We start from the raw sequence: 12,276 nt of genomic DNA, 5'->3' as shown, positions 1-12,276 counted from the left end.
CCGCTCGCGGCGTCCTCCTCTAAGCCTCCCAAGCCTTGCTTGGCCATGATGGTCGCTACGCTTGAGGGGCTCAAATAGCCCATAGAAATTCCATAAGTGAAATTTTTAAACCATATTTGAAACTGTTTGACGCTATCTGACTTGGCTGATGTGATGGGTGCGGACACCTGCATGAGACCAGAGAGATGCGTTACTACCAGAATTTCATTGACGGCCAGTTTGCCGACTCCCTAAACGCGGGCTCAATCGAGGTGCAAGACCCCGCCACCGAACAAGTGGTGGCGCACGTTCCATCCGCCAGCGCCGAAGAAGCGCGAGCGGCCGTGGACGCGGCCGCCCGCGCGCAAAAGGATTGGGCGGCGCGGCCCAGCGTCGAGCGCGGTCAATACCTGCAAAAATTGGCCAAGGCGCTGGAGGATAGCGCTGACGAAATCGGCCGGGCGCTGGCCGCCGAGTCCGGCAAGAGCCTGGCGGACGCCACCGCCGAGGCCCGCTACGCCGCGGAAATCACCCGCTATCATGCGGAATGGGCGCGCCGCTTAGAGGGCGAGGTCATTCCAAGCGACAACCCCGATGAAAACCTGTTGTTGATGCGCGAGGCCATTGGGGTAGTGGCCTGCCTGATTCCCTTCAATTTCCCTGTCTACACCCTGCTGCGCAAGATCGCGCCCGCGCTGATCACCGGCAACACCGTGGTGGTGCGCCCCAGCAACAACACCCCATGTTCGGCCTTCGAGATCGCCAAGGCGGTACAACAGGCCGGCCTGCCTCCCGGCGTGATCAATATCCTGGCCATGAGCCATCAAGTGGCCGAAACCATCTGCACCCATCCCCAAGTGGGCATGATCACGCTGACCGGCAGTGTCGGCGCCGGCCGCAAAGTGCTGGAGTATTCGCAGGTCAACATTGCCAAGTCCTCCCTGGAACTGGGTGGCAAGACCCCAGCCATCATCGAGCCGGATGCCAATCTGGTGCAGGCGGTCAACGACATCGTCGCCTCCGCGCTCAGCCATTGCGGCCAGGTCTGCACCTCGGTAGAGCGGGCCTATGTCCACGCGTCGGTGTACGACGACTTCGTGCGCTTGTTGAAGGAACGCTTCGCCGCGCGGCAATGGGGCAACCGCGCCGAATACCCCAACTATATGGGCCCTCTGGTCAACGCCTCCTCACGTTTGAATATCCACCAGATGGTGGCGCGCGCGGTGGACGACGGCGCGGTGCTGGAAACCGGCGGGAAACTACCCAATGGCAAGGGCTATTTCTACCCGCCAACCTTGCTGACCGGCTGCCGCCAGGACATGGAAATCGTGCAGGAGGAAATCTTTGGCCCGGTGCTGTGCGTGCTGAAATACGATGCCGCCGACGAGGCGCTGGCCATGGCCAATGACCATCAGTTCGGCCTGGCCTCGGTGCTGTATACCGACAACTACCGCACCGTGATGCGCTTCGCCAACCGAATCGAGGCCGGCGAACTCTACGTCAACCGCACCCCCGCGGACCCGTACCAAGGCTATCACGCAGGCTGGAAACGCTCCGGGCTGGGCGGCGACGACGGCAAGCACGGCATGTTGGAGTTCACCCAGACCCGCCTGGTCATCATGAAGTACTGATTGCCCAAGCTCATAACGATAAATCCGCCATAAGAACCTGTTTACGATCTGCTGCGCGTCGGCGATACCGCGTTGAAAACAGCTTCGAAATGCTCATGTACCACGCGTACATTCCGCTTTCTCAGCCGTTTTCGCCTTGTCTCGCCTTAGCTCGCGAGATCGTAAACACGTTCTAAGAAAGGCGGTCTACCCATGCCGGAGTCCCGGCAGGCGACAGAGGAGAAGCATGCATGAAGCAAACGCGTGTGTTGGAGTTGGAGCCGGAGCGCGCCGCGCTCGGCCGTGGGCGCTATTTCCAGTTCGGCCTGTTATTGGCGGCGGCGGGAACCCTCTACCCGCTGCTCTACCTGAGACAGAACTTTGAAACCACCATACTGGAGAGCTTCGGCATTACCGCGACCGACCTTGGGGTGTTTTACTCCATGCTGGGCGTGGTCTACGCGCTGGCTTACCTGCCCAGCGGCTGGCTGGCCGACCGGCTGTCGCCGCGACTGTTGATCAGCTTCTCACTAGCGGCGGTGGGCGGACTGGGACTATGGTTCTCCACCTTTCCCGGTCACCTGGCGCTGAAAATCATCTTTGTCGGCTGGGGAGTGGCGGCGGGGCTGACCTTTTGGGCCGCCCTGCTCAAGGCCGTCAAGATGCTGGCGGCAGCCAATGAACAAGGCCGCTTCTTTGGGGTGCTGGACGGCGGCCGCGGCCTGGTGGAAGCCCTGTTGGCCACCCTGGCCCTGGCGCTGTTCACCTACCACATCGGCCAACACGGCAGCGGCAAACAAGCGCTGCAACAAGTGATCTATCTGTACGCCTTCGCTTGCTTGCTGATCGCCATACTGATCTGGCTGTTTCTGGACCGGGGACACGGCGGGACCAAAGGCCAAGAGACGGCGGCCAGCTCCCAGTGGCAAGACTTGAAGCTGCTGCTGGGCCAGCGCCAAGTGTGGCTGATGTCGCTGATTGTGCTGTGCGGCTACCAGCTATTCTGGGCCACTTACTCATTCTCCGCCTACCTGCAACATCACTACGGGCTCAGTGCCGTCGCGGCCGGTTTCATCACCGTGGCCAAGCTGTGGATGCGGCCAATAGGCGGCATCGGCGGCGGTTTCCTGGGAGACAAGTACTCCCGCGCTGGCGTCTTGGCCGGCAGCATGGTGTTTTCCTCTCTGGGTTTGTTCGGGCTCATCCTGCTGCCGGCTGCCGCCGGCGTTTACGCGCTACTGACCCTGGTGCTGCTGATCGGCGTGCTGACCTACGCGATACGCGGCCTGTATTGGTCACTGCTGGACGATTGCCGCATTCCCTTGCGCATCACCGGCCTCGCCATCGGCCTCGTGTCCGTGATCGGCTATCTGCCGGATATCTTTCTACCGCTGCTCAACAGCTGGATCTCCGCGCGCTTTCCCGGCGCACTGGGCGACCAACTGTATTTCGGCTACATCGCGCTGAGCGGCTGCGCCGGCGCGGCGGGCGTTTACGCCTTTACCCGATCGCAAGGGGACCTCGAAAAACCGTCGCGAGCGGTTCGAGAGCAAGACGCACCGCGCACAGCGACCGAGATAGTACAAGGAGTACCGCGAGGGAGCGAGCGCGGAGCAACGCCGCTATCGGACCGCGCAGCAGGTTTTTCGAGTTCCCCGCAAGAACAACAGGAGGAGAAGCTATGAAAATCATCTCACTGGACACCCATGTAGTCGCCGTGCCGCCGCCGCACCTTGGCGGCATGTACTGGATTTTCGTCACGCTGAAGACCGATTGCGGCATCGAAGGCGTTGGCGAAGTCTACGCCGCCACCTTCCACCCCAAGGTGATGACGCCGGCGATTCAGGACGTATTCGAGCGCTATCTGCTGAATCATGATCCGCACCATGTGGAACGCTTCTTCCGCGAATGCTATTCCAGCGGCTTCACCCAACGCCCGGACCTCAGCATGATGGGCATCGTCAGCGGCTTGGAAATGGCCTGCTGGGACATCATCGGCAAAGCCGCCAACCAGCCGGTGCACCAACTGCTGGGCGGCAAGGTGCATGAGCGGCTGCGCTCCTACACTTATCTCTACCCCCTCGACCAACAAGGCCGCTACGACTACGACGACCCGGACTTGGCGGCGGAATGCGCCGCGCAATTCGCCGCCAAGGGCTTCACCGCGCTCAAGTTCGACCCCGCCGGCCCGTACACCGCCTACTCCGGCCACCACCTGTCGCTGGAACTGATGGAGCGCTGTGAAATATTCTGCGCCAAGATCCGCGAGGCCGTCGGCAACCGCTGCGACCTGCTGTTCGGCACCCATGGCCAGATGACGCCGGCCTCCGCCATCCGTCTGGCCAAACGCTTGGAGAAATACGACCCGCTGTGGTTTGAGGAACCGGTGCCGCCAGGACAAACCGACGCCATGGCCCAAGTGGCCGCGGCCACCAGCATCCCGGTGGCCACCGGCGAGCGGCTGACCACCAAATACGAGTTCCTGGACCTGCTGCGCGGCAAAGCCGCCTCCATCCTGCAAATGAACGTCGGCCGCGTCGGCGGCCTGCTGGAAGCCAAGAAAATCGCCTCCATGGCTGAAGCCTTCTACGTGCAGATCGCCCCTCATTTGTACAACGGCCCGGTGGGCGCCGCCGCCAGCATCCAACTGGCCGCCGCCAGTCCCAACTTCCTGATCCAGGAAAGCATCATGGACTGGAGCGGCTTCCATGCCCAAATCCTCAAGCACCCCATTCATTGGGACGAGGGCTACATCATCCCCTCCGATGCGCCAGGCCTGGGCGTGGAACTGAATATGGATGTCGTGCGCGCCCACTCGCCCTACCAGGGCGACAGCCTGCACCTGTTGATGGATAAACAACCATTCGACGTGCGCACCCCCTCCCGCGAGGCCTGGAAAAACCGATGGAACAATGGCGGGGCGCTATGAACGAATACGACTTCATCATTGTCGGCGCGGGCTCCGCCGGCTGCATTCTGGCCAGCCGGCTCAGCGAAGACGGCCGCCATAGCGTGCTCCTGCTGGAGGCCGGCGGCAAAGACGACTCCTTCTGGTTCCGCCTGCCGGTGGGCTATGTCAACAGCTACTACAATCCGGCCAGCAACTGGATGTACTACACCAAGGCCGAACCCAACTTGAACGGGCGCGCCCTGTACGCGCCACGCGGCAAGGTGCTGGGCGGCAGCGGCTCGATCAATGCCATGATCTACGTGCGCGGCCAGGCCGCGGACTTTGATGACTGGGCGGCCGCCGGCAACCCCGGCTGGAGCTATCAGGACGTGCTGCCCTACTTCAAAAAACTGGAACGTCACCCAGGCGGCGAGACCCGCTGGCGCGGCGGCCAAGGCGCCATCGGCCTAAGCCCGCTGGGCCCGCGCGCCCATCCCATCTGCGCCGACTATCTGGCCGCCTGCGACGAACTGGGCCTGCCGCGCAATCCTGACTTCAACGGCGAGCGCTTCGAAGGCGCCGGTCTCTACGAAGCCAATATCGACGACGGCGTGCGCGCCTCCAGCAGCCGCGCCTACCTGCGGCCGGCCCTGTCCCGCTCCAATCTGCGGCTGGAAACACACTGCCACGCCCAACGCATCCTGTTTGATCAAGGCTTGCGCGCCCGCGGCGTGACCGTACTGCAACAGGGAGCAGAGCGAACCTTTATCGCGCGCAAGGAAGTGATTCTGGCGGCCGGCGCGGTGGATTCGCCCAAATTGCTGCAACTCTCGGGCGTTGGCGACTCGGCGCGGCTGGCCGCGCTGGGCATTCCGCCGCTGCGCCATCTGCCGGCGGTGGGGCGGAACCTGCAAGACCACTTATGCGCCTCGTTTTACTTCAAATCCCGGCGCAAAACGCTGAATGACGAACTGGGCCACCCCTTGCGGCAAGCCTGGGCCGGGCTGCGCTACCTGGCCAGCCGCAGCGGGCCGCTCTCGCTCAGCGTCAACCAGGCCGGCGGGTTTTTCCGCGGCGACGCGCAGGCGGAACGGGCCAATTTGCAACTCTATTTCAACCCGCTGTCCTACACGATTCCCAACAACCCGCAAGCCCGGCTGAAACCGGAGCCCTATTCTGGCTACCTGATGTGCGTCAACCCTTGCCGGCCCAGCAGCCGCGGCGAAGTGCACATCGAAACGGCCTCTCCCCAGACCGCGCCGGCGATTCGGCCAAACTACCTCGCCACCGAGCACGACCTGCGCGAAGCGGTGGCCGGTTGCCGGCTGGTCCGTCGCCTGTCGGCCAGCCGCGCGCTGCGCGACATCACGGTGGCGGAAATCATGCCGGGAGAAAAACTGGGCGAAGACGACGACAGCCTGCTGGCCTTCTTCCGCCAAGAAGCCGGCTCCATCTACCACCTGTGCGGCAGTTGCGCCATGGGGCCGGACCCGGAGCGCAGCGTGGTTTCCAGCCGCCTGCAAGTGCACGGCGTCGCCGGACTTCGCGTCATCGACGCGTCCATCTTCCCCAACATCACGTCCGGCAATACCAACGCGCCAACGATGATGGTGGCGGAAAAGGGAGCGGACATGATATTGGAGGACTGGCGGTAAGCTCGGACCTGCCGCCAGTTGCCATAGAGCCTGTTCTAAGAACGTGTTTACGATCTCGCGAGCTAAGGCGAGACAAGGCGAAAACGAGCGAAAAAGCGGAATGTACTCGTGGTACATGAGCACTGAGCTTGGTTTCAACGCCCTTGTCTAAACTATCCCGCCGCCGCGCAGCAGATCGTAAACAGGTTCTCAGTTTGAACCCCGCCCGCGCGGTTTCCGGACCGCATGGGCTTTCGTGATTGGGCCCACTCTTGCAAGACAGACCAACCGCTCCAGCGGTGGACCACTCCATCGCCATCCTGCAATTACTGGTCAATGCCTCCTACCCGCTGACCCAGAGTGAAATCAGCGAGCAGACCGGCATCCCCCCCGCCAGTTGCTACCGCATTCTGGGCAGCCTGCTGGAAACGCAGATGGTGTCGCTCGACCCCGGACGCAAACGCGCCTACTGCATCGGCTCCAAGATTTTCCAGATGGCCTCCGCCATCTACAGCCGGCAAAGCCTCCTCCCCTACTTTCATCCCATCGCGGAAATCCTCAAGAACGAGATTCACCAAACCGTGCTGCTCAGCCTGCCGGTGGGCAATAAAGTCGTGGTGCTGGGCTGCCTGAAGTCGTATCTGGGCAATGGTTACCCAGTGCATATCGGACAGACGCTGCCCATGCATAGAGCCGCGGCCGGCAAGGCCATTCTCAGCCTGCGCGCGGACGCCTACCTGGACAACTACCTCGACGCGGAACAGCGGCTGGCCTTGCTGGACGAGGCGGACATCCAGGCTCTGCGCGCGCAGTTGGAGCGCGCCCGCCGCCTGGGTTACGCCACCACCCGCGGCGAGATAGACAGCGCTACCTGCTGCTTGGCGGCCCCGGTGGCGGACCTGCGCGGAGACCCGGTGGCCGCGGTGAGCATCTGTGTTGACGCGGAGTCGCTAAGCGATGCGCAGATTCGCGCCTACTCCGGACCGCTGATTCAGGCCGCACGTCAATTAACCGCTCGCATCGGCTGAGAACGTGTTTACGATCTTTTCGAATGGGACGAGTCCTCAAGACCTGGAATCCACTGCGCGGATGATGATTTTGATTGCCAGGGCAGCCCTGACCGAGCGAGGCAAGCGGCACCAAAAACATCATCCGCGCAGCGGATACAAAACCCACCCACCTAGCCAAAGCAACCACGCCGCCTTGATCCACCTCTTACCCTCGGCAACAATCCCAACCTTGCTACGTCATTTGGCAGGCGCATGGCGGGAGAGTGTAATGCACTCACCGGTTTGGAGCTCACTCGGTACGCCAATCCCGCCACGCACTTGCCTCATCCTCTCCCACGCACCTGGCTGAACCAACCACCCCACCTTAACCCCAAGCACTCCCTCAGGAACAATCCCCACGTTGCCGCCCACAAGCGGCACCCGGGATTGGCGTCCCGTAAGTTGACAGAGGGCTCACACTTCCCGGTGCGAGTCCGGTTTTACCATGGGCGTGCTACTTGGCAGGCTCGTGGTGGGAGAGTGCCCTGCACTCACCGGTTTAATGCTAGCCCGGTACGCCAATCCTGCCACGCGCCTGCCTAATACCTCCGCTTCTCTCGGCAGGTGGTTTATCTTGTGTCACAGCAGGAGAAACACCATGCAACAGCCTCAAAACTTTCCCCCGCGCCGCCGTTACAAATTGAACGCTCTGGAACAACAGAGCGCACTGCTCCCCTTCGTCCGCTTCTGCCCCGGCCGCACCTATCGGCATTACTGGCAAATGCCTACGCCCCGTAAGGATTACCCCGCCGACAGCGCCTACGGCCGCGAATGCGCGGCCCACCTATTGCAATGGCTGAAGGACAACCGCGAATACGTCGGCAAAGGCCTGCTCAGCCGCGTGGCGCGCGACATTGATTTTGACGACCGCGACGGACGCGGCCAGTGGATGGGCTTCTTCAACTATCTGGAAATCATGATGCTGCTGGGCGCCGACCGGGTCCGGGTTTACCGCCATGTGGATAGCCAACACCAGATCTACCTGGCGCTGGGACAGCGCTTCAGCCTGGAAGCGCGCTTCCGCCGCATCCGCCTGCGAAACCGCTAAGCGCCTTGCGGTGGGTATCGCTGCGCTCCACCCACCCTACGGTGGATGGTCTTGTAGGGTGGGTGGAGCCGATAGGCGATACCCACCAACAAGCTAGACCCAACCATCTTTCAAACAAAAAACGCCCCGACTTCCGGGGCGTTTTGATTTGAATGGAAGCGACAAGCACTCAAATCACGTAATCCTGACCTTCCTGCTTGGCGAACACCGACAACTTCTTCGGCGTCACATACAGGTTGTCGCCGGGCAAAACGCCCAACTCGCGATAACGCTCCTTGCTCACCGCCGCCTCAATGCTCCGGCCGTCGGCCTGCACCAGCTCCACCCGCACAATGGGCCCCACCGCGTGGATATGCTCCACCGTGCCCTGCGCCAGCGCGCCGTCGGCCTGGCGCGACAGGTCCAGATCATGCGGGCGCACATAGGCTACTGCTTCGTCGCCGCTGGCCAGCGTCAGCCCTTCCAATGCATGAGCGTAGCCGCCGATCTGCAGCTGACCGCGCTCGATGCGGCCGTGGAACAAATTCACATCGCCCAGGAACTGGGTGACGAAGGGCGTGGCCGGGTTTTCATAGATGTCGTCCGGACGGCCCACTTGCTCGATGTGGCCGTGGTCCATCACCACCACCCGGTCCGATACCTCCAGCGCTTCTTCCTGATCGTGGGTGACGAACACGCTGGTGATGTGCATATCGTTGTGCAGATCGCGCAGCCAGCGGCGCAGGTCCTTGCGCACCTTGGCGTCCAGCGCGCCGAAGGGTTCGTCCAGCAGCAGCACCTTGGGCTCCACCGCCAGCGAGCGCGCCAGCGCGATGCGCTGACGCTGGCCGCCGGACAACTGGCCGGGATAGGCGTCCGCCAGCCAGTCCAGCTGCACCATTTTCAGCAGCTGCATCACTTTGTCGCGGATCTCGTCCTTGCCGGGCCGGCTCTTGCGCGGCTTGACGCTGAGGCCGAAGGCCACGTTGTCGAACACCGTCATGTGGCGGAACAGCGCGTAATGCTGGAACACGAAGCCCACTTCGCGCTCAGCCACATGGGTGTGGGTGGCGTCGGCGCCGGAAAACAGCACCTGCCCGGCGTCCGGCTGTTCCAGGCCGGCGATGATGCGCAGCAAGGTGGTCTTGCCGCAGCCGGACGGCCCCAGCAGCGCCAGCAGTTCGCCGGCTTCCACGTTGAGGCTGACACTGTCCAGCGCGACGAAGTCGCCGAACTGTTTGCGGATATTGCGGATTTCTATGCTCATGCGGGCTGGTCCTTGGCTATGGCGCGGCCGGCGGCGGCCAGGCGAGCGGCCGCGCTGCGTTCCGCGGCGGCGTCGCTCTGTCGCGCCATCCGCCACTCCACCAGGCTCTTGACGCCCAGGGTGACCAGGGCGAGGAAGGCCAATAGCGAAGCGCAGGCGAAGGCGCCGACGAAGTTGTACTCGTTGTACAGGATTTCCACATGCAGCGGAATGGTATTGGTTTGGCCGCGGATATGGCCGGACACCACGCTGACCGCGCCGAATTCCCCCATTGCGCGGGCATTGGTCAGGATCACGCCGTAGAGCAGGCCCCATTTGACATTGGGCAGGGTCACGCGCCAAAAGGTCTGCCAGCCGGAGGCGCCCAGAACCAGCGCCGCCTGCTCCTCGTCCGCGCCCTGGGCCTGCATCAGCGGGATCAGCTCGCGGGCCACAAAGGGGAAGGTAACGAAGACGGTGGCCAGCACGATGCCGGGCACGGCGAAGATCACTTGCAGGCCGTGCTGCTGCAACCAGCCGCCCAGCGCGGTGTTGACGCCGAACAAGAGCACGTACATCAGGCCGGCCACCACCGGCGACACCGCGAACGGCAGGTCGATCAGCGTGGTCAGGAAGCTCTTGCCGCGGAATTCAAAGCGGGCGATGGCCCAGGCCGCCGCCACGCCGAACACCAGGTTCAGCGGCACGGCGATGACGGCGGCGGTCAGCGTCAGCTTGATGGCCGCCCATGCGTCCGGCTCCACCAGCGCGGCCAGGTACAGGTCCCAGCCCTTGCGGAAGGCTTCCCAAAACACCGCCAGCAGCGGCACCAGCAGGAACAGGAACAAGAAGGCCAGTGCCAGGCCGGTCAGCAGATAGCGCACCGTGCGCGATTCAGTGGTCAGGCTTTGCATGTCATTTACCCGCGCCGTGGCGGCGCGCGGCCCACCATTGGATGAGGTTGATGGCGAACAGGAACAGGAAGGAGATGGCCAGCATCACCAGCGCCACCGCCACCGCGCCGTTTTGGTCGAACTGGTCCAGCTTGGCGGCGATGATCAGCGGGGCGATCTCCGACACCATCGGGATATTGCCGGCGATGAAGATCACCGAGCCGTATTCGCCGGTGGCGCGGGCGAAGGCCATTGCGCCGCCGGTGATCAAGGCCGGCAACGCCGCCGGGAAGATCACGCGCCGGAAAATGTCCCAGCGCCCGGCGCCCAGACAGGTGGCGGCTTCTTCCAGCTCGCGCTCCAGGTCTTCCAGCACCGGCTGCACCGTGCGCACCACGAAGGGCAGGCCGATGAAGGTCAGCGCCACAATGATGCCCAGCGGGGTGAACGACACTTTCAGGCCCAGCGGCTCCAGGTATTGGCCTATCCAGCCGTTGGGCGCGTACAGCGTGGTCAGCGCGATGCCGGCCACCGCGGTGGGCAGCGCGAACGGCAGGTCCACCAGCGCGTCTATCAGCCGCTTGCCGGGAAAGCGGTAGCGCACCAGCACCCAGGCCACCAGGAAGCCGAACAGCAGATTGATCAGCGCGGCGATGCCGGCGGAAACGAAGGACAGGCGGATGGCGGCGGCCACGCGCTCATGGGCCACCGCGTCGACGAAGGCCGCCCAGCCCATGCCGTGCGCCGACCACAGCAGCGCGGCGAAGGGCAGCAGCACGATCAGGCCCAGCCAGAACAGGGTGATGCCGAAAGACAGGCCGAAGCCGGGCAGCACCGAGTGGCGCTTATTGATCAGATTGAAGCCGCTGGCCGCCATCACGCGCTCATTTCTTGCTGAAGATCTGGTCGAAGCTGCCGCCGTCGGCGAAGTGCTTCTGATTGACCGCGGTCCAGGAGCCGAACACGCTGGCCACGGTGAAGGTTTTCACCGCCGGGAAGCGGGAGGCGAACTGCTTGGCCACCGCCGGGTCTTGCGGCCGCAGGTAGTTGTCGGCGGCCAGTTTCTGGCCTTCCGGGCTCCACAGGTATTGCAGATAGGCTTCCGCCTGCTTGCGGCTGCCCTTGCGGTCCACCACCTTGTCCACCACGGACACCGGGTTCTCGGCCAGCACGGACACGCTGGGGTAAACCAGTTCAAAGCCGCCGCGGCCGAATTCGCGGGCGATCATTTCCGCCTCGTTTTCAAAGGTCACCAGCACGTCGCCAATCTGGCGCTGCATGAAGGTGGTGGTGGCGGCGCGGCCGCCGCCGTCCAGCACCGGCACGTTCTTGAAGATGCGGCCCACCAGATCCTGGGCCTTGGCCTCGTTGCCGCCTGGCTGTTTCAGCGCATAGCCCCAGGCCGCCAGATAGCTGTAGCGGCCGTTGCCGGAAGTCTTGGGATTGGGGATCACCACTTTCAGGCCCGGCTTGGCCAGATCGCTCCAGTCGCGCACTTGCTGCGGATTGCCCTTGCGCACCAGGAACACGATGGTGGAGGTGAACGGCACCGCGTGGTTGGGCAGGCGGCTGGCCCAGTTGGCCGGCACCAGACCCTTGCCCGCCAGCAGGTCGATATCGGTGGCCTGGTTCATGGTGATCACGTCGGCGGCCAGGCCGTTGGCCACCGCCAGCGCCTGCTTGCTGGAGCCGCCGTGCGACTGCTGCAGGGTGACGGTTTCGCCGGTCTTGGCCTTATAGGCTTTCTGAAAGGCCGGGTTGTAGTCCTTGTAGAAGTCGCGCATCACGTCGTAGGACACGTTGAGCAATGTGGCGTCGGCCAGCGCGGAGCCTGACGCGGCCAGCAACAGGGCGGCCAGGGCGAGACGGAGCTTCATGGACAGACCTTTTCTGAATGGATGATCGGCGATGTTCCCGAGATGTTCCCGACTATACCCAAGGACTGTTA

10 protein-coding genes are annotated in these 12,276 nt (G+C 63.3%); 6 read left to right on the top strand and 4 right to left on the bottom strand.

Annotated elements, in window-relative coordinates:
- Positions 1 to 185: 185 nt before the first annotated feature.
- The 6 genes from aldA to ACODSD_RS09535 all read left to right on the top strand — a co-directional run bounded on the left by aldA (position 186) and on the right by ACODSD_RS09535 (position 8,210).
- Positions 186 to 1,610, top strand: a complete 1,425-nt coding sequence (gene aldA, locus ACODSD_RS09560) for an aldehyde dehydrogenase (protein WP_488877251.1) — start codon at positions 186 to 188, stop codon at positions 1,608 to 1,610.
- 230 nt (positions 1,611 to 1,840) lie between these two features.
- Entirely contained in the window at positions 1,841 to 3,274 is a 1,434-nt protein-coding gene (locus tag ACODSD_RS09555) for an MFS transporter (RefSeq protein ID WP_488877250.1), read from the top strand.
- Entirely contained in the window at positions 3,271 to 4,518 is a 1,248-nt protein-coding gene (locus tag ACODSD_RS09550; protein ID WP_488877249.1) for a mandelate racemase/muconate lactonizing enzyme family protein, read from the top strand. Before ACODSD_RS09555 ends, ACODSD_RS09550 begins: the two co-directional genes overlap by 4 nt.
- Complete coding sequence (locus ACODSD_RS09545) at positions 4,515 to 6,134, top strand: GMC family oxidoreductase (protein WP_488877248.1); 1,620 nt, start codon at positions 4,515 to 4,517, stop codon at positions 6,132 to 6,134. Before ACODSD_RS09550 ends, ACODSD_RS09545 begins: the two co-directional genes overlap by 4 nt.
- Positions 6,135 to 6,385: 251 nt before the next feature.
- Positions 6,386 to 7,141 (top strand): IclR family transcriptional regulator, encoded by a 756-nt coding sequence (locus ACODSD_RS09540; RefSeq protein WP_488877247.1) that lies wholly within the window; start codon positions 6,386 to 6,388, stop codon positions 7,139 to 7,141.
- Positions 7,142 to 7,760: 619 nt separating this feature from the next.
- Positions 7,761 to 8,210 (top strand): hypothetical protein, encoded by a 450-nt coding sequence (locus ACODSD_RS09535; RefSeq protein ID WP_488877246.1) that lies wholly within the window; start codon positions 7,761 to 7,763, stop codon positions 8,208 to 8,210.
- Between the two features lie 169 nt (positions 8,211 to 8,379).
- Here the strand turns inward: ACODSD_RS09535 and ACODSD_RS09530 are convergent, their stop codons facing one another.
- Genes ACODSD_RS09530 through ACODSD_RS09515 form a run of 4 tightly spaced genes read right to left on the bottom strand, consistent with a single transcriptional unit; the run spans position 8,380 to position 12,205 of the window.
- Positions 8,380 to 9,456: a sulfate/molybdate ABC transporter ATP-binding protein gene (locus ACODSD_RS09530; RefSeq protein WP_488877245.1), complete on the bottom strand. Its 1,077-nt coding sequence runs from the start codon at positions 9,454 to 9,456 to the stop codon at positions 8,380 to 8,382.
- Positions 9,453 to 10,349 (bottom strand): sulfate ABC transporter permease subunit CysW, encoded by an 897-nt coding sequence (gene cysW, locus ACODSD_RS09525; RefSeq protein ID WP_048408326.1) that lies wholly within the window; start codon positions 10,347 to 10,349, stop codon positions 9,453 to 9,455. The genes ACODSD_RS09530 and cysW overlap by 4 nt, the downstream gene beginning before the upstream one ends.
- A 1-nt stretch (position 10,350) precedes the next feature.
- Complete coding sequence (cysT, locus tag ACODSD_RS09520; protein WP_048408327.1) at positions 10,351 to 11,205, bottom strand: sulfate ABC transporter permease subunit CysT; 855 nt, start codon at positions 11,203 to 11,205, stop codon at positions 10,351 to 10,353.
- Positions 11,206 to 11,212: 7 nt separating this feature from the next.
- On the bottom strand, positions 11,213 to 12,205 hold the full coding sequence (locus ACODSD_RS09515; protein ID WP_227106492.1) for a sulfate ABC transporter substrate-binding protein: 993 nt from the start codon (positions 12,203 to 12,205) through the stop codon (positions 11,213 to 11,215).
- Between the last annotated feature and the right edge of the window lie 71 nt (positions 12,206 to 12,276).

This window comes from Chromobacterium sp. FG22, from assembly GCF_057809415.1.
This window is presented reverse-complemented; position numbering and strand designations above follow the sequence as displayed.

Bases quoted from the DNA above. Each gene is read 5' to 3' on its own strand.
- cysT (WP_048408327.1), bottom strand. From the start codon at position 11,205: ATGGCGGCCAGCGGCTTCAATCTGATCAATAAGCGCCACTCGGTGCTG.
- ACODSD_RS09545 (WP_488877248.1), top strand. From the start codon at position 4,515: ATGAACGAATACGACTTCATCATTGTCGGCGCGGGCTCCGCCGGCTGC.
- aldA (WP_488877251.1), top strand. From the start codon at position 186: ATGCGTTACTACCAGAATTTCATTGACGGCCAGTTTGCCGACTCCCTA.
- ACODSD_RS09550 (WP_488877249.1), top strand. From the start codon at position 3,271: ATGAAAATCATCTCACTGGACACCCATGTAGTCGCCGTGCCGCCGCCG.
- ACODSD_RS09515 (WP_227106492.1), bottom strand. From the start codon at position 12,205: ATGAAGCTCCGTCTCGCCCTGGCCGCCCTGTTGCTGGCCGCGTCAGGC.
- ACODSD_RS09555 (WP_488877250.1), top strand. From the start codon at position 1,841: ATGAAGCAAACGCGTGTGTTGGAGTTGGAGCCGGAGCGCGCCGCGCTC.
- ACODSD_RS09530 (WP_488877245.1), bottom strand. From the start codon at position 9,456: ATGAGCATAGAAATCCGCAATATCCGCAAACAGTTCGGCGACTTCGTC.
- ACODSD_RS09535 (WP_488877246.1), top strand. From the start codon at position 7,761: ATGCAACAGCCTCAAAACTTTCCCCCGCGCCGCCGTTACAAATTGAAC.
- cysW (WP_048408326.1), bottom strand. From the start codon at position 10,349: ATGCAAAGCCTGACCACTGAATCGCGCACGGTGCGCTATCTGCTGACC.